Origin of the sequence: Parafrankia sp. FMc2, from assembly GCF_041008525.1 — a bacterium.
GTDB lineage: Bacteria > Actinomycetota > Actinomycetes > Frankiales > Frankiaceae > Parafrankia.
In genome coordinates this window covers 1-20,631 of record NZ_JBFLUG010000056.1, presented here as the reverse complement: position 1 = coordinate 20,631, position 20,631 = coordinate 1, and the positions used below count along the sequence as shown (strand labels likewise).

Genomic DNA, 20,631 nt, shown 5'->3' with positions numbered 1-20,631 from the left:
TCGTTCGTCAACCCTTCACCGCGCCTTCCATGATGCCGCCGATGATCTGGCGGCCGAACAGGGCGAATATCACCAGGACGGGAAGCGTCCCGAGAGCGGTCCCGGCGAGGACAAGGGTGTTGTCCCGGTAGTGGCCGGAGGCCAGCGTGCTGAGCGCGACCTGGACCGTCGGGTTCTCGGAGTTCAGCACGATCAGCGGCCACATGAAGTCGTTCCAGGCCTGCATGAACGTGAGCAGCCCGAGCACCGCCAGCCCGGGCCGCAGGGCGGGCAGCGCGACGTGCCAGTACAGCCGCAGGGTGCCGCAGCCGTCCATGCGGCCCGCTTCGAGCAGCTCGTCGGGTACGGCCTGCAGGACGTTCTGCCGCATGAAGACGACGCCGAACGCCGTCACCGCGGTCGGCAGCACCACCGAGATCAGGCGGTTCCCCCAGCCCAGCTCCTGCATCTGGATGTAGAGCGGGATGATGCCGAGCTGGATCGGCACCATCATGGTGGCGATCACGATCAGAAGGAGGGCGTTCCGCCCCCGGAACCTCATCTTCGCGAACGCGAAACCGGCCAGCGAACAGAAGAGAAGTGTGCAGAGGGTGATGGTCCCGGCGACGATGAACGAGTTCATCAGGGCCTTGCCGAAGTTGACGGTGTCGAAGACCCGGGCGGCGTTCGAGAGGAAGTGCCCGCCGGGCAGGAAGGGCGGTGGCAGCTGCCCGACCGCGTCGTTCGTCCGGGACGGGATCATGAAGGTCCAGTAGACGGGGAACGCGGAGAGGAACACGACCACGAGCAGAAGCGGGTAGCGCAGTGGCCCGGAACGATCGCCGGTGCCGCGGATACGGGAGGACGTCAACGGGAACCCCTGGTGAGGCGGGAGCTTTTGCGGGTGACGACGTAGGCCCCGGCTGCGAACACCACGGTCACCAGGAACATGAGCCAGGCGATGGCGGAGCCGTAGCCGAAGTTGTGCAGCCGGAAGCTCTCCTCGTAGAGGAGCAGTGCGAGGGTCTGGAACTGGCGGCTGTTGCCGCCGGAGACACTGCCCGGCGAGGTGTCGAACAGCAGTGGTTCGGTGAAGAGCTGGATCTGCCCGATGATCGAGACGAGTGCGGTGAAGGCGATGGTCGGGCGCAGCGCGGGCAGCGTGATGTGCCAGAGCTGGCGCCAGGTGCCCGCACCGTCCATGGCCGCGGCCTCGAAATGCTCGCGCGGGATCGCCTGCATCGCGGCCAGGTAGATCAGGGCGTTGTAGCCCGTCCACCGCCAGATCACCATCGCCGCGATGGCAATCTTGGACGTCCATTCGCCGGCCTGCCAGTTGATCGGGTCCAGGCCGACCGTGTCGAGCGCCCAGCTGATGAGGCCGAACTGGCGGCCGAAGATCTGGCTGAACACGATGGTCACCGCGACGATCGAGGTGATGTTGGGCAGGAGAACGCCCATCCGGAACAGGGTCCGCCCGCGAAGCCGTGCGTTGAGCGTGTGCGCGAGGACCAGCGCCAGCACCAGCTGCGGAACCGAGGACATCGCCATCAGCAGGAACGTGTTGCCGGCCGCGTTCCAGAAGAAGTCGTCGGACAGCAGGTCGGTGTAGTTGCGTAGACCGACGAACTTCTCGGCACCGGGGCGGAGCATGTCCCGGTCGGTGAGCGATATCCAGGCGGTGTACAGCATCGGAAACAGCCCGAAGGCGATGAAGAGAACGAAGAACGGGGCGATGAGCCAGTAGGGGACCGTCGCCCGCGCGGCCCGCCGCAGCGCGGGCGGCCCGGTCCGGTCGGTCCGGTCGGTCCGGTCTGACCGGTCTGGTCCCGGCAGTCGGGGCGGTGGCGTGTCCGGCCCGGAACGGTCGGTGTGCCCGTCTCGCGCGGCACCCGCCGGTGTTGCGATTGTCATCGCCCTTCTCTCCTTCCCGTTCGGCCCGCCGGGCGCGGCGTCAACCTGGTGCCACGTCCGGCGGACCAACTGCCGCCCGCGGGGCGGGAGATGTCAGCGGGCCGCCCGCTCCGCCTCCGCCACGGCCTCCCGGAAGGCGTCGGCGGGAGCCTGGTCCTCCTGCTCGATGCGCTGGATGCCGTGTTCCATCGCCTGCCGGATGGCGCCGTGCTTGGGCCCCTGGTACTGCGGGGTCAGGCTTACCGCGGACTCGCCGAAGATCCTTCCGGTCGGGGCGTCGCCGAAGAACGGGTTGGTGAACGTCTGGACCGCCGCACTCTCGATCGCCTGCACGCTGGAGGGGAAGTTCCCGGTCTCCTGGAAGATGCGGGTCTGCTGCTCCGGCGCGGTGAGGAAGGCGACCAGCTCGTAGGCCAGGTCCCGGTGGTCGCTCTGGGCGGGGATCGTCAGCCAGGAGCCGCCCCAGTTGCCGCTGCCCTCGGGAATCGCGGCGATGTTCCACTTCCCGGCGGTGTCCGGAGCGTTCTCCTTGAGGTAGCCCTGCATCCAGGCCGGGCAGGTGATCGTGGCGAAGGTCCCTTCCTTCATCGCCGTCACCCATTCGTCCTCGAACGCGACCAACCCGGCGGACTGCCCGTCCGCGATGGCCTGGGCGGTGGTGTCGAAGGCGGCCCTGACCTGTGGGTTCGACCCGACGATCACCTCCGTCGTCCCGGGGGTGTAGTAGCTCTCGTCGATCTGGAAGACCTGGGCGTTGTAGATGTTGGTGGCGGCGTCGAAAAAACTGACCCCGGTGTTCTTCGCTGTGAAGTCGCGGCCGGTGCGGAAGTAGTCGTCCCAGGTCGGCCAGAGCGCGCTCACGGCGGACGGTTCGGTGGGCAGGCCGGCGGCGGCGAGCAGGTCGGTGCGGTAGCACATCGCCAGGCCGCCGACGTCGGTTCCGAGGCCGATCTGCGACCGGCCGTCGGCGGACAGTGACGCCGCCCACTTGAACTCGGGGTAGTCGGATTCCCGGTCGCCCGCGCCGAGGTCGAGCAGGTTGACGAACTGCTCCGGCGTCGCTTTCAGCTGCGCGATGAAACCCTCGTCGACCGCCTCGACATCGGCGGCGCCGGAGCCGGCGGCCAGGTGGTTGACCAGGTTGTTGTGATGGTCGTTGTACTCGCTGACGGTCTCGACGATCTCGATGTCGGGGTGACGTGCCTCGAACTCCCTGTACAGCTCCGTGTAGCCGAAGACGCCGAACGTGTTGACGGTGAGCTTGGTCTTCCCTCCGTCGTCGCCGCAGGCGCTGGTCAGTAAGGCCATGGCCAGGACGGCTGCCCCGGCCATCGCCCCATGGCGACCTCGTCGTGCCTTCATGAAGCCCTCCCTCTGGCTTCACGCCCACCGCACTGATCGCGTGTGAGCGCTCTCATGGCTTCGAAACTGTGGGGCCCTGTTACGAAACTGTCAAGTGGTGGCCACGAACCGATGTCGTGAGCACTCTTGGTTTCCGCATGCCCACCGAGAGGAAGTTCGGTGGATGGGCAGGTGAACCCCTGGACGGGTCGGGATGCCCATGCGACTCTGTGCGTCACGGCGCGTCGACGCGGATATCGGTACCTCCCTCATCCGAATGTCCGTCACGGCTGGTCGCGCGCTGTCGTTGTGGTGCCGTGTGCTCCTGCCGGCGACCCACGTGGTGAACCATGCGCCGCGGCCAGACGGCGGCGCGGTTTCCCTGCTCGGGTGTCCCGGCGAAGCACGCGGGTGTCCAGAAGCACGCGGGTGTCCAAGGGAAGAGGGAGCCCCATGTCCACGATCGAGTTACGCGACGTCACCCTGACCTACGCCGACCGGACCGGCGACGACCGGACCGGCGACGACCGGCCGACCCTCGAGGCGCTCGACCTCGAGATCGAGGACGGGGAGTTCCTGGTCCTGATCGGCCCGTCCGGCAGCGGGAAGACGACCGCGCTGCGGATCGTCGCCGGCCTGCTCGCGCCCACCGCCGGCCGGGTCCTGGTCGGCGGCCGGGACGTCACCGGTGTCCCCCCGGCGGACCGTGATCTTGCGATGGTCTTCCAGAACTACGCCCTCTACCCGCACATGACCGTGCGCCGGAACATGGAGTTCGGCCTGCGGCTGGCCCGCGTCGACCGGGCCGAACGCGACCGCCGGGTCGCCACCGCCGCCGAGATCCTCGGCCTCACCGAGATGCTCGACCGGCGGCCGAAGGCACTGTCCGGCGGGCAGCGCCAGCGGGTCGCGATGGGCCGCGCCATCGTCCGCCAGCCGCGCGCGTTCCTGATGGACGAGCCGCTGTCGAACCTCGACGCCAAGCTGCGTGTGCGGGTCCGCGCGGAGATAGCCCGCCTGCAGCGCACCCTGGGCACGACGACGCTCTACGTCACGCACGACCAGACCGAGGCGATGACGATGGCCGACCGCATCGCGGTGCTGCACGACGGGCGCCTGCAGCAGCTCGGCACCCCGGACGAGCTGTTCAGCCGGCCGGCGAACGTCTTCGTCGCGACCTTCATCGGCAGCCCGCCGACGAACCTCGTCCCCGGTCACCTGACCCTGTCGGGGAACGCTGCGACCCTGCGGGTCGGCGCCCAGACCCTCGAGCTGCCCGCGTCGGTGCTGGCATCGCTCGCTCCGTCGGCCGGCACCGAGGTGATCGTCGGGGTCCGGCCGCACGACGTCCAGACCGAGCCTCCGACCGAACCGGCGCTGATCCTCGACCTCGAGGTCGACCTGGTCGAGCGGCTCGGCACCGAGACCCTCGCCCACGGAGAGCTCGCGATCGCTCCCGCGGCTCCCGCCGCTTCCGCCGCTTCCGCTGGCACCGCCGGCGCCGGCGCCGGCCGGTTCACGGCGGCGCTGCATCCGCGGATCCCGGCGACCGGCGGCGGCGGACTGCGGCTCCACGCCGCTGCCGACCGGCTGCATTTCTTCGATGCCGCGACCGGCGCGACCCTGCGCCGGGAGGCTGCCGCCCTCGCCGCGTCATGACCCGGCAACAGGCGACCCCCGTCAGTCGCCGTCGGTGCGCGGCGCGGCGTACCGGGCCGCCATCATCAGGACGGCCTCGTCCACGACGTGGAGGATGGCCGCCTCGTCTGGTGACCAGTGCGGAAGCAGCATCCGAGGCCAGAACACGAAGTTGGAGATCATTCCGAGGAACTGGGTGGTGGCCAGCTCGGTGTCGTCGACCACGATGGTCCCCGCCGCGCGTTCAGCCTCCAGGTAGCGCCGGACGGAGTCGAAGTAGGGCAGCTTGCCGCGGGTGAACTGGGCCTCGCCAAGCTCGGGAAAACGATGCAGCTCGGCGATCACGATGCGGAACAGGTCGGCCATACCGGGGCGGGTGAGCAGGGCGACGTAGCGTCGGCCGATCGCGGTGAGACCGCGGTGCAGGTCGCCGGCCGGAGGGCGGGCCGCATCGTCGTCGCCGGTCTGCCAGGACGCGGTCACGATCGCGTCGAACAGTGCTGCCTTGGTGGGGAACTGCTTGAAGAGGGTCGCCTTCGACACCTCGGCGCTTTCGGCGATCCTGGCCAGGGAGGTGCCGTCATAGCCGGTATCGAGGAACAACCGGGTGGCGGCCGCCAGGATTGCCGCCCTCTTCTGCTCGGCGAGGCGCCGATGGTAGGCCGAGGGTGCGGTCGTCATGGCGGCATTGTATGCGAGGTGAGTCACTTGACTCGTCTCTCTGGGGGTGGCTACCTTCCGAGGTGAGGCGAGTCGCTCGACTCGCCTACCTGGGAGGAAGATTCCGATGGGACGATTCGACAACCGCACCGTGCTCGTCACCGGCGGTGCCGGCGGTCAGGGCTCCAGCCACATCCGCGCCTACCATGCGGAGGGTGCGAACGTCGTGATCGCCGGTGTCTCGGAAGAACGCGGCCGAGAACTCGCCGACGAGCTCGGTGGGCGAGGTGAACGCGGCGAGCGGGTTCTGTCGGTCCGGCTCGACGTCACGGACGAGGCGTCGTGGGCAGAGGTGATCGCGGCGACCGAGCGGTACTTCGGCCCCTTGTCGGTCCTCGTCAACAACGCCGGTGTGCAGAACCCCGCCGCGCCGGTCGAAGCCACCGACCGCCGGGTCTGGGAACGGATCATCGACATCAACCTCACCGGCACCTTCCTGGGAATCAGGGCCGCGGTCCCGTCACTGCGCCGTGGTGGCGGCGGAGTGATCGTCAACATCGGCTCCACGTCCGGGCTCGGCGGTACCGCGTGCTATGCGCCGTACGTCGCCAGCAAGTGGGCGGTGCGTGGCCTGACCAGGACCGCCGCCCTGGAACTGGGCCGCGACAACATCCGGGTCAACGCCATCCACCCCGGCGTCATCGCCACCCCGTTCATCACGGAACCGGCGGCCGGAAGCGACGCGCCGATCTCGGACTTCTACTCGCCCGAGCCGTTCGCCATCCCGCGCATGGGCGAGCCCGCGGATGTCACCCGGCTCCTGCTGTTCATCAGCTCGGCGGAGGCGTCCTTCGCCACCGGCTCGGAGTTCGTCGTCGACGGTGGCCTCCTGCTCGGGCCGGCCCTCAACTACGAGGCCGCCTGACCACGCCGCCTGCGCCGCCCGCCCCGAGGTCAGTGGTGGTCGTGCGGGGGGTTCGCGGCCTCGGGGTGCTCGCGGATCCAGGCGATGCCGGCCCGGCTGGCGTCGTCGATCGGGGTGTAGATGATGATCCTCGTTCCGGGCTGGGTCGACAGCTCGAGGTTGGTGGAGCGGGTCGCGATGTCGCCGATCCCGGCGTAGCGGAAGACCTTGTTGCACGGCCGCGGCTGGGAGACGTTCTGCCGGGCCCACAGCCGGGCGAAGTCGGGGCTGGCCGCGCACAGGTCCTGGACGAACTCCCGCCAGCCCGGCTCGCCCAGATGCTGGCTGTAGCGGTACCGGAAGATGGCCACGTGCTCGGCGGCGAGTTCGTCGCTGTGCACGACCGGGTTGCAGGACGGCGGAGCGGTGAAGGAGAACCAGGCCGAGTTGCGCGCGTGGGCGGTCGCGCTGACCAGGCAGGGGACGAGCGCGGCGAAGGTGGCGTTGTGGCTCAGCAGGTCGGAGCGGGCGTTGACCAGAGCGGCCGGCAGCGGGTCGAGACTGTCCAGAATGGTGCGGATGTCCTGGGGGAGCGCCTGGGGGTCCTCGTCGGACGCGGGCGGCGGGAGCGGCGTGTCCGCCAGGCGGTAGAGGTGCTCGCGTTCGGCGGGCGCCAGCCGCAGTGTCCGGGCTACCGCATCGAGGACCTGGGGGCTGGCGTTGATGGGTCGCCCCTGCTCGAGCCAGGTGTACCAGGTTACGCCCACGCCGGCGAGCTGGGCGACCTCCTCGCGGCGCAGCCCGGGGGTGCGGCGGCGTAGCCCCGGCGGCATGCCGACGTCGTCGGGGGAGATACGTGCGCGCCGGCTGCGCAGGAAGAGAGCCAGGTCGGAGCGGCGCCGCTGCTCCCTCCGCGGTCCGGGCACGCCTACGATCGTCGTCACCGGAAATCCCGGAGGATGCCCCGGCCTTCAGGCCGGGGAGGAATCCGGCCTCCCGCGGAGCGGGGCAGGAGAAGCCGATTCGCCGCCAGGCGAACCGGCGTCCAACGAGCGGCGTAGCAGGTGAACGATCTGGCCATTGAGGGAGCGGTCCTCTCGCTGGGCCGCCTCGACGAGGCGGGCGTGAAGGTCATCGGGGAGGCGGAGCTTCACCTGCTTCACGACCCCATTGTGGGGTGAGAATGGGGCCATGGCCCGGTACCGGTTCTACCCCGACGCGGCGCGGGAGGATTCCCTCCTGACGCACTGCGGGCATGCCCGGTACGTCTGGAACCTCGCGGTCGAGCAGCAGTCGCACTACCGGGCGTGGAAGGGGCCAGCCCCGGGGTTCGCCGAGCAGAACCGGCAACTGACCGAGGCGCGGCGGCAGCTCGACTGGCTCGCGGCCGGCAGCGTGATCGTCCAGCAGCAGGCGCTGAAGGACTTCGCCACGGCGATGAACAACTTCTTCCGGGGCACGCACCGGCGGCCGACGTTCCGACGGCGTGGCCAGGGCGATGGGTTCCGGGTCGTCGCGGTCACACCGTCCGACGTACGGCGGATCAACCGTCGCTGGTCGCAGATCCGCATCCCCAAGGTGGGCTGGGTGCGTTTCCGCCGCACCCGGGCGGTGCCCGACTTCCGTTCGTTCCGCGTGACCCGCGACCGCGCCGGACGCTGGCACGTCGCGTTCGCCGCGATCCCGACGGAGATCCCGCCGCCCGGCACCGGGAAGGTCGTCGGCGTCGACCGGGGCGTGGCCGTCTCGGTGGCGCTGTCGACGGGCGAACTGCTGCACTGCCCCGGTCTGCGGCCCCAGGAAGCCGAACGGCTGCGCCGGCGGGAACGCCGGCTCGCCAAGGCGAAGCGCGGCGGCAACCGACGGGCCGCCCTCAAGGAGCAGATCGCCCGGCTGAAGGCCCGCGCTACCGACCGGCGCAAGGACTGGGCCGAGAAGACCAGCGCCGATCTTGCCCGCAGGTTCGACGTGATCCGCATCGAGGATCTGCGGGTGCAGAACCTGACCCGGTCGGCCAAGGGCACGGTCGAAGCGCCGGGTCGCAACGTCCGCCAGAAGGCGGGACTCAACCGGGAGATCCTGGCCAACGGCTGGAGACTGCTGGTTCAACGGCTGGAACACAAGGCACCCGGCCGGGTGGAAAAGGTCCCGGCCGCCTACACGAGTCAGCGGTGCTCCGCCTGCGGGCACACGGCCGCCGGTTCGCGCGAGAGCCAAGCGCGGTTCCGGTGCGTCGCCTGCGGCTTCGAGAGCAACGCCGACACCAACGCCGCACGCAACATCGCCGTGGGACGCACGATGAACGCGCGGGGAGGCGGCCCGGTAGGGCTTCCCGTGAACCGCGAACCTCAACATTCCGCACCTCCCCTGGTGGGTGTGTAGGAGTTGGAATCCCCCGCGTTCACGCGGGGGAGGACGTCAACCCTTCAGAGTGTCCGCCCCGGGCGCGGTGTGCCAGGTGGTGCCACTACCAGTATCAGCGGGCTCTCGTTACCAGTGTTCCCGCGCCTGGAAGCTGCTGGTCATGGTTGATGCACTACGGACCCCCGCGGCAGCGGAACCCGCGAGATCCGCCGTACCCGCCGTACCCGCCGGACAGCCCTGGCCGCGGAGGTCGCCCACCCCCCACCGGCCGGCCGGTGGGGCCCTGCTGGCGGTCGTGCTCCTCGGCCAGTTCATGGCGATTCTGGACGTCAGCATCGTGAACGTGGCGCTGCCGACTCTGCGTTCGGACCTGGACGTCTCCGGGGCCGGCCTGCAGCTGGTGGTCGCGGGCTACACCCTTGCCTATTCGGTCCTGCTGATCACCGGGGCGCGCCTCGGTGCTGTGCTGAGCCACCGGCGGGCGTTCCTGCTGGGCCTGGCCGGCTTCACCCTCGCCTCGCTGGCCTGCGGCCTCGCGGTCGGGCCGACCACCCTGATCATCTTCCGGTTCCTCCAGGGCGCCTTCGCCGCGCTGATGACCCCCCAGGTCATGAGTGTGATCCAGCGGAACTTCGCCGGGGCGGCTCGGCTGCGCGCGCTCGGCTACTTCTCCGCGGTGATCGCCGGTGGCGTGGTCGTCGGCCAGGTCGCGGGTGGGCTGCTGGTCAGCGCCGACCTGTTCGGTGCCGGCTGGCGGACGGTCTTCCTGGTGAACGTCCCGATCGGCGCGGTGCTGCTGGCCGTCGGCGCCCGGGTGATGCCGGCCGACGAGGCGCGGCGCGGGGTGGATCTCGACCTGCCGGGGCTGGTCCTGCTCGCCGCGTCCGTCCTGCTGGTCGTGATGCCGCTGGTCCTGGGGCACGAGCTGGGCTGGCCGGCCTGGACGTGGGCGTCTCTCGCCGCCGGGGTCGCGGTGTTCGGGCTCTTCGTGTACGTGGAGGGGCGGCTGGCCGCGCGGGGCCGGCGCCCGCTGATCTCGGGGCGGGTGCTGGCCGCTCCCGGGCTGCGCCCGGCCGCCGCGATCCTCCTGCTGGCCCCGGCGACCTGGGCCGGGTTCCTGTTCACCACCACACTGCACCTGCAGGGCGACCTCGGGCTGAGCCCGCTGATGTCGGGCCTGGCGTTCGTGCCCTGTGTCGTGGCCTTCGCGTTCGTCGGCCTGAACTGGCAGCGGGTTCCGTCCCGCTGGCAGGTCTGCCTGATCCCCGCCGGCTTCATCCTTGCGGCGGTGTCCTATCTCTTCATCGGCCCGCTGGCCGGTGGGGGAGTGCGGTACGAGGCGCTGACGGCGCTGATCGGCCTCGGGCTGGGCGTGATGTCGATCATCATGTCGGTGACACTGGAGCACGTGCCCGTCGAGGATGCGGCCGACGCCAGCGGGCTGCTGCTCACCCTGATGCAGCTCGGCCAGGTCGTCGGTGTGGCGGTGGTGGGGACGGTGTTCCTCACGGCAGCCGGCGACGGCGGCTCGACCCGCCACGCGGAGTACGCGACGGGCCGGGCGCTGGGCGCCGTCGCGCTGGCCGCGGCGGTCGGCGCGCTGGTGCTGGCGCGCCGCCGCTGGGCGGGCCGGCCGGCCGTGGCGCCTACCGCCGGGTGAGCGAGGCCAGCCAGGCGGGAATGCCGGCGGGGTCGATGGTGACGGCCAGGGTGGCCGGCTCGATCGCGTCGACCTGCCAGCCGTCCGCGAAACTGCTCCTGATCTCGGCCTGGCTGATCCGGCGCGGGCCGAGATCGCCCGGGACGCTGTCGCTGAAGCAGAGCATGAAGTAGCGGCCGCCGGCGGGGACCACCGCGCCCAGGGCCAGCACGAGCGCGGCCCGGTCGTCGTCGGTCAGGACGTGGAAGAGGCCACAGTCGAGCACAGTGTCGAAGTTCTCGCCCAGGGCCGGCAGGTCCAGCGCGTCCCAGACGCGGAACCGGGCCGCGAGCCCGCGCTCCGCGGCCTTGGCCTGGGCACGCCCGATCGCCACGGCCGAGGTGTCGACACCGGCGGCGTCCAGGCCGCGGCCGGCGGCCAGCAGGGCGTGCTCGCCGGTGCCGCAGCCGAGGTCCAGCACCCGCCCGCGCAGCACGCCGGCGTCAGCCAGCGCCAGGAACGCAGGCTGTGGACGTCCGATGTCCCAGGGCGGTGTGACCTGGTAGAACTCCTCGAAGTCGGCCGGGCGCCGCGGCCCGTGGGCCAGCCGGGGCCCGGCGGTGCGCAGCCGGCGTTCCGCTGCGGTCATGATCTCCGCGGCGCGCCAGCCGTCCGCCGCCCGCCGTTTCTCGGCGACCGACATCCGGTCGGGCTTCGGGCGCGTGTCGGAGGGCAGCCGGGTGTCCGAGACCGACCGCTTGTCCGACACAGGCTGCCTTCCAGGTGCCGGCTGCCTGCCGGGCGCCGGTCTGCCGGGTACCGGTCGATGGCCGGGTGCCGGCGGTCTGTTCGATGTCAGCGGTACGTCCGGACGTTCGGGAACGGTCATCGTTGCCCTCCTCCGTGTGCCGCTCGGCGACTGCGGGGCAGTTTGTCGACGGTGAGGCATCGGTCACTCTGGGTGCCTGGCTTCTGGAGCCTACGCGGGGGCCGGGGCCGGACTCGCCGGCGTGACCCATCCGGGCGGTAGACCACATTTCGCGGGTGCGGGGCTCACCCCGGTCCGTGCTGCTCGAGGACCACCTCCACCCGGTTGCGTCCACTGCGCTTCGCCCGGTACAGCGCGACATCGGCGCACGTCATGAAGTCGGCGAGGGTGTCGTCGGGTCCGGGAACGATCGCCGTGACCCCGATGCTCACCGTGACGACACCGCTGGCGGCGCGCGGGTGCGCCTCGTCCAGTTCCTCGACGATCGCACGCAGGTGACGGGCGAGCCGCGCGGCGGCCGCCGCGTCGGTGCCCGGCAGCACCACGGTGAACTCCTCGCCGCCGAACCGGGCGGCGACCATCCGGTCGGCCAGGTTCCGGCTGAGGGCTCCGGCGACCCGCTGGAGACACCTGTCACCCGCGATGTGCCCGAAATGGTCGTTGTAAAGCTTGAAATGGTCGATGTCGATCATCATGAGAGCGATCGGGGCCGGCTGCCGCCGCGCATGGCGCCATGCGGCCTCGAAAATCTCGTCCAGGCGCCGCCGGTTCGCCAGCCCGGTCAGCGGGTCGGTCACGGAAAGCCGGCGCAGCTGCCGGTTCGCCGCCGCGAGCTGGCGGGTCCGCTTGGCGACCTTGCGTTCCAGCGAGGCGTACATCAGGGCGTTGTCGAGGGAGACCGCCAGCTGCCCGGCCACTGCCATGATTCCTTCGAGGCGGTCGGCCGAGAAGGCGTGGCGGATCATCCGGTTCTCCAGCATGAGCATCGCCCGGAGCCGCCCGCGGGTTGTGATCGGGATGGCGAGCAGCGAGCAGCGGTCCAGCCCGTGGAAGCACGGGTCGCTGCGGAACCGCTCGTCGGCGGCGGCGTTGGCGACGACGACCGGCTCCCGGGTGCGCTCGGCGTACCAGACGACCGAGGGTGGCAGCAGACGCCGTTGTCCCGCCTCCCGTAGCGGGATGCCGTCCCCGGTGCCGGTCGACACCGTCCAGGCCCCGTGCTCCTCGTCGCGCAGCAGCAGGTGGACGTCGGTGGCGCCCGTCATCTCCGACAGGATCGCCACCACCCGGGTCTGCAGCCCGATCACGCTCGTCTCGGAGCTCAGGGCGCGGGAAGCGGCCACGATGCCCCGCAGGTCGATCGCGCCCGAGGTGAGCACCGACCGGCGGGTGGACCGGTCCGTGAGTCCCTGGACGAACGACTCCTCGACGCTGGGCGTCGACCGCAGCGTCGGACTGCCCCAGTCGAGCAGGTTGACCTTCGCGGTAGCGCCCCAGGCCGCGTAGACCCGCCGGCTCGCGGTGAGGAGCAGGCGGCCGGCCTCCTCCATCCCGTGGGCCAGGTAGAAGCGGGCCGTCTCCTCCAGGATCAGCGCCAGGTGCCACGGCCGTTCCCGCGAGACGGCCTCCCGTTGGGCGGTGTCGAACAGGTAGGCGGCCTGCTGGAAGTCGCCGACCGCCCAGGCCCGCTCCGCCTGCGCCAGGCTCAGCAGGTGCAGGACGTTCTGCGGCGCGTCCGCGGTGCGCGCGGCCAGCCACGCGATCGTCTCGTCCAGCGCCGCCAGCTCGGCGCAGCACGGCTCCGTCTGCCCGGAACGGATCCGCCAGGCGGACGACAGCATCCGCAGCAGGACCGCCGTCAGCGTCGGGTAGGTCGCCTCCATCGGGGGCCACAGCGGTTCCAGCGCGATGAGGTGCCTGTTCAGGTCGTCCGGCCGGTCGAAGATGGCGGCGGTGAACGCCCTGGTGAGGTGGAAGTGCGCCAGCGCGCTGGAGTTGCCCGCCAGCAGCGACAGGTCGGCCGCCTCGTCGGCAGCGGTGTCCTCCGCCTCGCCGCGCAGCACCCTCAGCAGGTGGTGGTAGGTGAGCAGCAGCTCCTCCGCATGCTGGTTACCGGTGCGGACGGTCAGCTCCACGGCTGCCTCGGCCTCGGCGAGGACGACATCCAGCGACGGCGCGGAGTCGAGCAGGTTGAACAGCACGACGTGATGGGCCCAGCAGGCCGACTGGTAGTCGCCGACCTCCAGCAGCCCCGCCAGCGCACGCCGCGCGCCGGCCAGGTTCTCCTCCAACGGCTCGAACCAGTGGCCGGAGCTCGCCGTGTAGACGAGCAGGGCCTGCCACACAGCTGGCTCGTAGCCCCGGGCGTGCCCGACGGCGAGCAGCCGCCGCACGAGCTGATGGCCGGCCCGCCGGTCGCCGCGGCGGGTGGTCGTCACGAACGCCGCGTGGCTCGCCGGGCCGAGCAGGACCTCGGACGGGCCGGACCAGGCCCAGATCTCCAGCGTCATCACCGTGAACCAGGCGCTCATCATCTGGTCGTGCAGGAAGATGGCGGGCATCAGCCGGTAGATGATCGTGGCGATGCTCAGCTGGCGCTGGTCGGTCAGCTCGGGCCGGCGCACGTCGTCCGCGTCGCTGGTGTCGTTGATCCACCGGTCGAGCCGGTCCAGCCCGCGGTCGATCTCCGCGGCCAGGTCCCCGTGCTCGGGGACGCACAGGCCCAGCCGCTGGATCTGGTCGATGCCCAGCTGGATCGCCTCGGTGGCGCGGCCGCGGAAGGTGAGACTGCTGATCTGCGCCCCGGTGGCCGCGGTCCGCCGCACCGGGTCGGCGCACAGCCGGGTGATGGTCCGGTAGGCGGCATCCGCCTCGTCCAGCCGGCCCAGGTTGTGCAGGGCGGCGTGCCGCTCCGTGTGCACGGCGAGCAGCTCGTCGACGTCCGCCGGATCGACGAGCGTCGCCGCGGCGGTCAGGAGGCGCTCGACCTGCGCATGACTGCCGACGGTCCGGGCCTCGTCGGCGGCCCGCCGCAGCAGCGAGGCCACCCGCGGCCGCTCGTCGTCCGCCAGAGCGCCGACACTGGCAACGTCCTCCGGGACGGCCTGCGAACCGTCCGCGACGTTCAGGCCGCCCGAGGCGCCGACGTCGATGACCGCCAGGTACTGCTCGGCCGCGGCGGAGCAGTACTCCGGATGGTCGGCCAGGGCGCGGGCCAGCCGCAGCCGCAGCCGTGCCGTCCGCCGCGGCCGCGCGGTGAGGGCCGCGAGGACGCTCTCCCGCGTGCGGTCATGCACGAAGCGCACCTCGTGCCGGCCGACGGACGCAGACGCGGACGCGATGACCAACAAACCCGCATCGAGTGCCGGGGCCAGACGCCGCTCGACCTCGTCCGCGGGCAGCGCCATCGCCGCGGTCAGGAGGTCGAGATCCACCTGGCCGGCAAAGCAGGCGAGTGCCGCCAGCAGCTCCGCGGCCGGGCCGGGTAACGCCCTGACCGGAGCCGCCAGCATCGCGGGGAGCACGTCGCGGTCGAGCCGGCGGCGCACCACCTGCCGGTCCCAGCGCCAGCCGTCCTGCGCCGGGCTCAGCAGACCCTCGTACCGCAGCGTGTTGAGCAGCTCGACGGTGTCCATCGGGTTGCCCTGGGTGAACGGTGCGATGGTCCGCGCCAGGTCCGCGGCCGGCCCGCGGGCAAGGTGCAGGACGTCCGCCACCATCATCGCCTGCGCCGACGGCGCGAGGTTCTCCAGCCGCAGGTGCCGCGGCGCCGCCGGATCGCGCAGCCATCGGCCGAGCACCTCGGCGAGGGGGGTGGCGGGGTCGAGCACGCCGTTCCGGAAGGCACTGACCAGCAGCAGCCCGTCGATCTCCGCCGCGCCGGTGAAGATCTGGTCGAGCGGTTCCAGCGGTGTCCGGGCGGCCCACTGGATGTCGTCCACGAAACAGACCACGGGCCGCTTCGGCGAGGCGACCGCACGCAGGCCCTCGACCGCGGCGTGGGTGGCCCGGGCCCGGGCCGACATCAGATCACCCGGTTCCGGTGGCACGTCGAGCACCAGCGCCAGCTCGGGGACGGCGGCGGCGGCGAGGCCGGCGTTCGCACCCAGCACCCGGCGCAGCCGGCCACGCAGCTCGCCGAGACGGTCCTCCGGCTCGGCGAGCAGCAGCCGGCCGAGAGCTCGCAGCGCCTGGCGTAGGCCGTCATGCGCCTGGTCCCGGCGGTACTGGTCGAACTTCCCGGTCACGAACCAGCCGTCGTGGCCCGCTGTGATCAGCCGCAGCTCGTCCACCAAAGACGTCTTGCCGACTCCTGGCGGGCCGCTGACCAGCACCCCGCGGGTGTGCCCCGTTGTGGCCTCGGTGAACGCGGTGCTCAGCGCGTCGATCTCCGGCTCACGGCCGAACAGCAGCGTGGACACCAGCGGGCGGGTCCGCAGATCGCCGCTGCCGGGCTCCTCCGGCGGGGTTCCGCTGCGCAGCAGCGCGAGGTCGTGCAGCAGCCCGCCGGCGCTCTGGTAACGATCGTCGGGTTCCTTCTCCAGCAGGTGCGCGATGATGGCCGAAAGCTCCGGCGGCACCGCCGGATTCCGTCGCGCCACCGGCACCGGCACCCGGGCGAGATGATCGTGGATGATGCGCAGCGGCTCCTGGACGCCGAACGGGGGCGTGCCCGTCGCCAGCTCGTAGAGGGTCGCGCCGACGGCGTACAGATCGGCCCGGTGGTCGGACGGGCGGCTGGTCCGGCCGGTCTGCTCCGGCGCCAGGTACGGCACCGTCCCGACGATCGCGTTGTGGTGGGTGAACTCGGGCCGGACCGACGAGTGCGTGGTCGCGAGCGCGAAGTCGATCAGGCACAGACGACAGCCGTCCGTGCTCACCACGATGTTGGACGGGCAGATGTCCCGGTGGACGACACCGCGGTCGTGCACACCCGCCACCGCCCGGGCCAGCGCCTCGGCGATCGTGACCAGCAGCTCCGGTGTGAGCGGCGTGGCCCGCCGGGAGAGCGCCGTGCCGCCGATGTCGACCAGAAGCATGGATCCCGGGAACGCCTCCGCCCCGGCGGCGAGCTGGACGACCCCCTCGGCACCGACGAGGCGGCGCAGGATCTCCCGCTCGTGCCGCAGCCGCACCTCCGCGCCCCGGCCCAGCGCCTCCTTCCTGATCACCGGCCCGCCCGGCCGCAGCACCCGGGTGACCCGGGTCAGCTCGGTCTCGGCGAGCACCTCCGGAGGCGCATCCGGCAGCGGCGCTGCCACCTCCGCCTCCGGCGCCGCCGGTGGATCACGGCCCGGAGTCATCCGCTGGCCTGCTGTTCCGCGCCGTCCGCGCGGAGTTCTGTCAGCCCCACACGGCCAGTCTGCCCCGATGGCGGGGTTGGCACCGTAATGATCAGAGCTCGCGCCCGCCCGCCGCCCGGAGCATGCGCATACGTCCCGACCCGCGCGAACGTAGGGAGGCGGCCATTCGCTCGAAGCGTGAGGCGCCGGGCTCGTCAGACCGCGGGCTCGTCAGGCGCCGGGTTGCAGTGCCGAGATGTACGTCCCCGGGCGGGTGGCGCCGTCCTGGCGCAGCAGCGGGCCGCGGGTCCACGGCACCTGTAGGGACGTCCGCTCGTCGGGTGGGATGAGTACCAGGGTCGCCGGGGCGAAGGCGACCGCGTCGCGCTGCGCGGGATCCAACGGCAGATAGCTCAGCGTCGCGTGTGCCGCCGCTCCGGGCGCCAGCACGATCCGGGTCGCGGGGACCTGCGTGGAGCGCACCAGATCCCAGACCTCACCGCCGGACGTCCGCAGCTGTGTGCCGGGGAAGCCGTAGAGGGTGCACTGCCGCGCCGAGCGGTTCGTGAAGATCACCCGCGCGTGCCGCTGTGCCGTGCCCGTCTCCGGCGTGTCCGGAACGGAGGCGGTCAGGTCCGCCGTCACGCACCGCGTCGGCGATCCGGACGGCCCACCGCTGCTCGGCCGGCTGCCAGTGGTGTTCGCGGAACCCGGCCCGGCGTCCGGCCCGTCGGCGCGGACGGTCGCCTTGCCGCGGGTCGTCGAGTTCCGGGTGGACGAGCTGTTGTTGCACGCGGTCAGGAACACCAGCAGCGGCAGGAGCACCAGCAGCGGCACCGGGAGCAGCGACGGGAGCAGCAACGGGCGGCGGGTCGGCGCGGAACCGCTCCGCGGGCGAGGCCGTACCTGCCGGCGAGGCAGGACCGCGCGGGCCCGTCGCTGCAGCGGTCGGTCGGTTGCCGGGCGCATGGGGTCTCCTTTGCCTGCCGGTCGATTCGTCCCGGTTCTGACTATCGCGCGGGACCCCTTCCGCCGGCGCTCGGAGAGAACGTCCTCGCCGGTCCGATATCTGACACGGGTATCGGCCGCGGTGGCAATGGCCGGAAGCCGCCGGCGGGTTTTCCGGGAGGTGTCAGGGGAAAGCGGGCGACGGCCCGTCCAGCCGTCGACGGAATCAGGTGGTCGACCGCATCGGATGGTCGACGGAATCAGGCGTTCGCGGAGCGGGGCCGGGGGCCGGTGGAACGCATGTTCACCAGCCGTCCCAGCAGGTCGAACCAGAACGGTGCGCCCGCCGTCAGCGCGAAACAGGCGATCGCGATACCGGCGATCTTCAACAGCCATCCGCTGGCGGAGGTCGGAACCTCCCGCGGGTCGTCGCGCCCGTCGTCCGCCTGGACCCAGCCGACCGGGATGGACAGCCCGGAAGCGTCCCGCACCGCCTTGATCGTCCGCTCGGTCGCGGCGCCGGCCCCCTGCTCCCCGGCCGGCGCCTGCCCGGAACCCGCGGCGGCACCAGGCTCCCCGGCTCCGGTCGCGGCCATCTCGGTCACCTCGGACACGGCGGCGGCCACCGCGGCCTCGCGCACGGTGCCGTCCTGCCACAGGGCCCGGGTGATGGAGACCGCGTCCAGGTTGAACACCAGCGACAGCGCGATCGCGTAGCCGAGCAGGAAGGCGCTGATCCGCCGCTTGTACCAGCCGGAGAGGCGGTCCATGGCGTCGTCGTACCAGCGGGCCAGCTCGGCGACGATCTTCTCGCGGTCACCGTCCGCCTGGACGATCGCCGCGGTGAGAGCGGTCCGCGCGGGGGAGGACGGCAACGCCGCCAGGCCCTCCTCCAGGGTGGCCACCGGGCCGGACCCGACGGCGGAGACAAGAGCGGCGGCCACCACCCGCCCCGTCGGGTGGTCCGCCGGCATCGCCTCGTAGAGCGCCTCGGCGGCGCGTACGTCCAGGCCGCGCCGGGCTGTCTCGTAGGCGTGCCGGTAGGCCGCGCGGAGGTCGGCCGGGACGTCGTCGGGCAGCGTGTCCGGGCGCAGCTGGTGCAGCATCACCCGGGCCGGCGGGTCCACGCGGTCGAGCAGCGCCTGCGCGAACGTCGTGGACGGCAGGTAGGACGGCAGCCGTAGCCGGCGGGCGCGATGCATCGAGGCCAGTGCCCCGCCCACGGGCGGATCGTCGGCGACGGGCGCCGGAGTGCTCTGGCGGCCGGTGGTCCGCATGACCCGCAGCGGGCCGTCGAGAAGCTCGGCGGTGACGTCCGGGTGGTCCGTGGCCTGACCCGGACGGGGGGAGCCCAGCAGCACGCGGAGCTCGGCTTCGAGGCGGTTGCCCCGGTAGTGGAACAAGGCCAGCACCGTCTCGTTGATGCGCGACACGGCAAGGCTGAACGCGGCGAAGATGAGCGCGAGTCCGACAAGGACGTCAAGCGCGGACGACTCCGGCATGCCCCGATTCCCGCTTCTCCGACATCCAGGTGCCGCGTGTCCGCCGGCATTCCCGCGGCACCCACACATCGGGACCATCCCGACTGGACCGCGCATTTCTACACCGCGGCCGCGTATCCGTGCGGGGGATCACCGCAGTTGGCAGCGAACTGCCGGGAGACGGAAACCGGTGACGACGGCGCCAGTCACGATGCGGTCCCGGGCTGCGGGCGGGCCGCCGAGGTCCGCCGGCAACGCGCGGGTGGACCTCGGCGTCCGTGGCGCCGGAACCTCAGTACGCGAGGAACAGGATCTGGTCCCGGGTGTAGTCGTGCCCCGGGTGCTTCTCGGCCAGGTGGGCCTGGGTCTTCTCCACGAGATCGTCCTCGTCCTCACCCACGATGAACTCACCGCACGGGCAGCTGAGACGCCGCTTCACCGGTCCTCCTCTCCTGGCGGGCGACGTGTGTCACCCACCACCTGTGTCCGCCTTCAGTCTTCCCCGTCCGGTATGGACCGCGCATCCGTTCGGCCATGGTCGTGGGCCGAGGCCGGGACTGGTACCGGGAGTGCGCTCGCCGGCGCGGTCAGGGCCTTGAGCGGGGCCTGATCCTCGTCCCGGGCAGCGGTGGCGCCGGCAGCCAGGCGGGGCCGCCGCTGTACCCCTCCACCCGGCCGAACCGTTCCGACTGGCGCTGCCACTCCTCGCGGAACGCGGCGATCTCGTCGTGGCTGCGGCCGATGAAGTTCCACCACATCACGATGTCCTCGGTGAAGGGGGCACCGCCGAGCAGCACCACGCGGACGTCCGTGCCGGTGGGGTTCGCCAGCTCCAGGCCCGTGGGGCCGGCCGCGACGAACCCCAGCTCACCGCGCGCGACCGGTCGCCCGGCGAGCTCGAGGATCCCGCTGTCGACGAGGACGCCGTGCTCGTGGCCCGGATCGACCGGCAGGCGCAGGCGTGCGCCCGGCGGCAGGACGAGCTCCGCGCCGAGCAGCGGGCTGAACGTCGGGACCGGGGACCGCTCGCCGGCCAGCTCGCCGAGGAGCACCCGGACCGCCGCACCGTCGATCTCGACGAGCGACGGGGTGTGGTGCTCGAAGTTCGCCGGGGTGTCGCGGTGCGCGTCGGGCAGCGCCACCCAGAGCTGCACCCCGTGCAGGACAGCCGTGCCCGGCGCGGACACCTCGGAGTGGCAGATGCCGTGGCCGCCGGTCATCAGGTTCAGCTCGCCGGGCCGGACCAGCGCGTGCGTGCCCAGGCTGTCGCGGTGCTCGACCACCCCCTCGAACAGCCAGCTCACCGTCTGCAGCCCGGTGTGCGGGTGCGGCGGGACGTTCATCCCACCGCCACCGGCGGAGACGTCGTGCGGGCCGTAGTGGTCGGCGAAGCACCACGCGCCGATCATGGAACGAGTGTGCCGGGGGAGGGTGCGCCGCACCTCCAGGCTGCCGCCGAGAGGCACCCGGTGCGGGGTGATGATCTCCACCCCCGGGCCGGTGGACTCCTCGGCCTGGCACCGGATCTCGGTCGGTATCTCTTCCACATTGCTCATGCCCCACCCCCACTGACCACTCGCCCAACCTAGTAGACTGTCGCCGCTTAGTCCTGGCATGTTTCGTGTCTGGGTGAGAGGGTTGGGCTGGCAGGTCTTCCCGTCCCTCTGCCGGTCAGGACTGTGTCGTGGGTTCGCAGAAGAAGCGGCCGGTCA

At 71.7% G+C, this 20,631-nt stretch carries 16 protein-coding genes; 4 read left to right on the top strand and 12 right to left on the bottom strand.

The window, feature by feature from the left end:
• Positions 1–7: 7 nt before the first annotated feature.
• The 3 genes from AB1460_RS19655 to AB1460_RS19645 all read right to left on the bottom strand — a co-directional run bounded on the left by AB1460_RS19655 (position 8) and on the right by AB1460_RS19645 (position 3,255).
• Complete coding sequence (locus tag AB1460_RS19655) at positions 8–850, bottom strand: carbohydrate ABC transporter permease (protein ID WP_368963113.1); 843 nt, start codon at positions 848–850, stop codon at positions 8–10.
• Complete coding sequence (locus AB1460_RS19650; RefSeq protein WP_368963112.1) at positions 847–1,893, bottom strand: carbohydrate ABC transporter permease; 1,047 nt, start codon at positions 1,891–1,893, stop codon at positions 847–849. Before AB1460_RS19650 ends, AB1460_RS19655 begins: the two co-directional genes overlap by 4 nt.
• Before the next feature lie 93 nt (positions 1,894–1,986).
• On the bottom strand, positions 1,987–3,255 hold the full coding sequence (locus AB1460_RS19645) for an ABC transporter substrate-binding protein (protein ID WP_368963110.1): 1,269 nt from the start codon (positions 3,253–3,255) through the stop codon (positions 1,987–1,989).
• A 432-nt stretch (positions 3,256–3,687) separates the two neighbouring features.
• Here AB1460_RS19645 and AB1460_RS19640 point away from each other — a divergent pair, with 432 nt between their 5' ends.
• Positions 3,688–4,893, top strand: a complete 1,206-nt coding sequence (locus AB1460_RS19640; protein WP_368963108.1) for an ABC transporter ATP-binding protein — start codon at positions 3,688–3,690, stop codon at positions 4,891–4,893.
• Between the two features lie 21 nt (positions 4,894–4,914).
• Here AB1460_RS19640 and AB1460_RS19635 read toward each other — a convergent pair whose 3' ends face one another.
• A complete protein-coding gene (locus AB1460_RS19635; RefSeq protein WP_368963107.1) occupies positions 4,915–5,553 on the bottom strand; it encodes a TetR/AcrR family transcriptional regulator in 639 nt (212 codons plus the stop codon).
• A gap of 106 nt (positions 5,554–5,659) precedes the next feature.
• Between AB1460_RS19635 and AB1460_RS19630 the strand changes: the two genes are divergently transcribed.
• A complete protein-coding gene (locus AB1460_RS19630) occupies positions 5,660–6,457 on the top strand; it encodes an SDR family NAD(P)-dependent oxidoreductase (RefSeq protein WP_368963106.1) in 798 nt (265 codons plus the stop codon).
• Positions 6,458–6,486: 29 nt separating this feature from the next.
• Here AB1460_RS19630 and AB1460_RS19625 read toward each other — a convergent pair whose 3' ends face one another.
• On the bottom strand, positions 6,487–7,380 hold the full coding sequence (locus AB1460_RS19625) for a helix-turn-helix transcriptional regulator (protein WP_368963105.1): 894 nt from the start codon (positions 7,378–7,380) through the stop codon (positions 6,487–6,489).
• A 27-nt stretch (positions 7,381–7,407) separates the two neighbouring features.
• Complete coding sequence (locus tag AB1460_RS19620) at positions 7,408–7,629, bottom strand: toxin-antitoxin system HicB family antitoxin (protein ID WP_368963103.1); 222 nt, start codon at positions 7,627–7,629, stop codon at positions 7,408–7,410.
• On the opposite strand from AB1460_RS19620, the gene AB1460_RS19615 reads away from it, so the two are divergent.
• Both AB1460_RS19615 and AB1460_RS19610 read left to right on the top strand, forming a co-directional pair.
• Complete coding sequence (locus AB1460_RS19615; protein ID WP_368963102.1) at positions 7,628–8,818, top strand: RNA-guided endonuclease InsQ/TnpB family protein; 1,191 nt, start codon at positions 7,628–7,630, stop codon at positions 8,816–8,818. The genes AB1460_RS19620 and AB1460_RS19615 overlap by 2 nt on opposite strands.
• A gap of 142 nt (positions 8,819–8,960) precedes the next feature.
• Positions 8,961–10,460 carry an MFS transporter gene (locus tag AB1460_RS19610; RefSeq protein ID WP_368963100.1) on the top strand — a complete coding sequence of 500 codons (1,500 nt, stop codon included), beginning with the start codon at positions 8,961–8,963 and terminating at the stop codon, positions 10,458–10,460.
• On the opposite strand, the gene AB1460_RS19605 is transcribed toward AB1460_RS19610, so the two are convergent.
• The 6 genes from AB1460_RS19605 to AB1460_RS19580 all read right to left on the bottom strand — a co-directional run bounded on the left by AB1460_RS19605 (position 10,447) and on the right by AB1460_RS19580 (position 20,475).
• Entirely contained in the window at positions 10,447–11,088 is a 642-nt protein-coding gene (locus tag AB1460_RS19605) for a class I SAM-dependent methyltransferase (protein ID WP_368963140.1), read from the bottom strand. The genes AB1460_RS19610 and AB1460_RS19605 overlap by 14 nt on opposite strands.
• 404 nt (positions 11,089–11,492) lie before the next feature.
• On the bottom strand, positions 11,493–16,511 hold the full coding sequence (locus tag AB1460_RS19600) for a diguanylate cyclase (protein WP_368963098.1): 5,019 nt from the start codon (positions 16,509–16,511) through the stop codon (positions 11,493–11,495).
• 210 nt (positions 16,512–16,721) lie between these two features.
• Positions 16,722–17,459: a DUF4232 domain-containing protein gene (locus AB1460_RS19595; protein ID WP_368963096.1), complete on the bottom strand. Its 738-nt coding sequence runs from the start codon at positions 17,457–17,459 to the stop codon at positions 16,722–16,724.
• 239 nt (positions 17,460–17,698) lie between these two features.
• On the bottom strand, positions 17,699–18,940 hold the full coding sequence (locus tag AB1460_RS19590) for a hypothetical protein (protein ID WP_368963095.1): 1,242 nt from the start codon (positions 18,938–18,940) through the stop codon (positions 17,699–17,701).
• Positions 18,941–19,211: 271 nt separating this feature from the next.
• On the bottom strand, positions 19,212–19,358 hold the full coding sequence (locus AB1460_RS19585) for a hypothetical protein (RefSeq protein WP_018635162.1): 147 nt from the start codon (positions 19,356–19,358) through the stop codon (positions 19,212–19,214).
• Positions 19,359–19,506: 148 nt separating this feature from the next.
• A complete protein-coding gene (locus AB1460_RS19580) occupies positions 19,507–20,475 on the bottom strand; it encodes a pirin family protein (protein WP_368963093.1) in 969 nt (322 codons plus the stop codon).
• Positions 20,476–20,631: the final 156 nt, after the last annotated feature.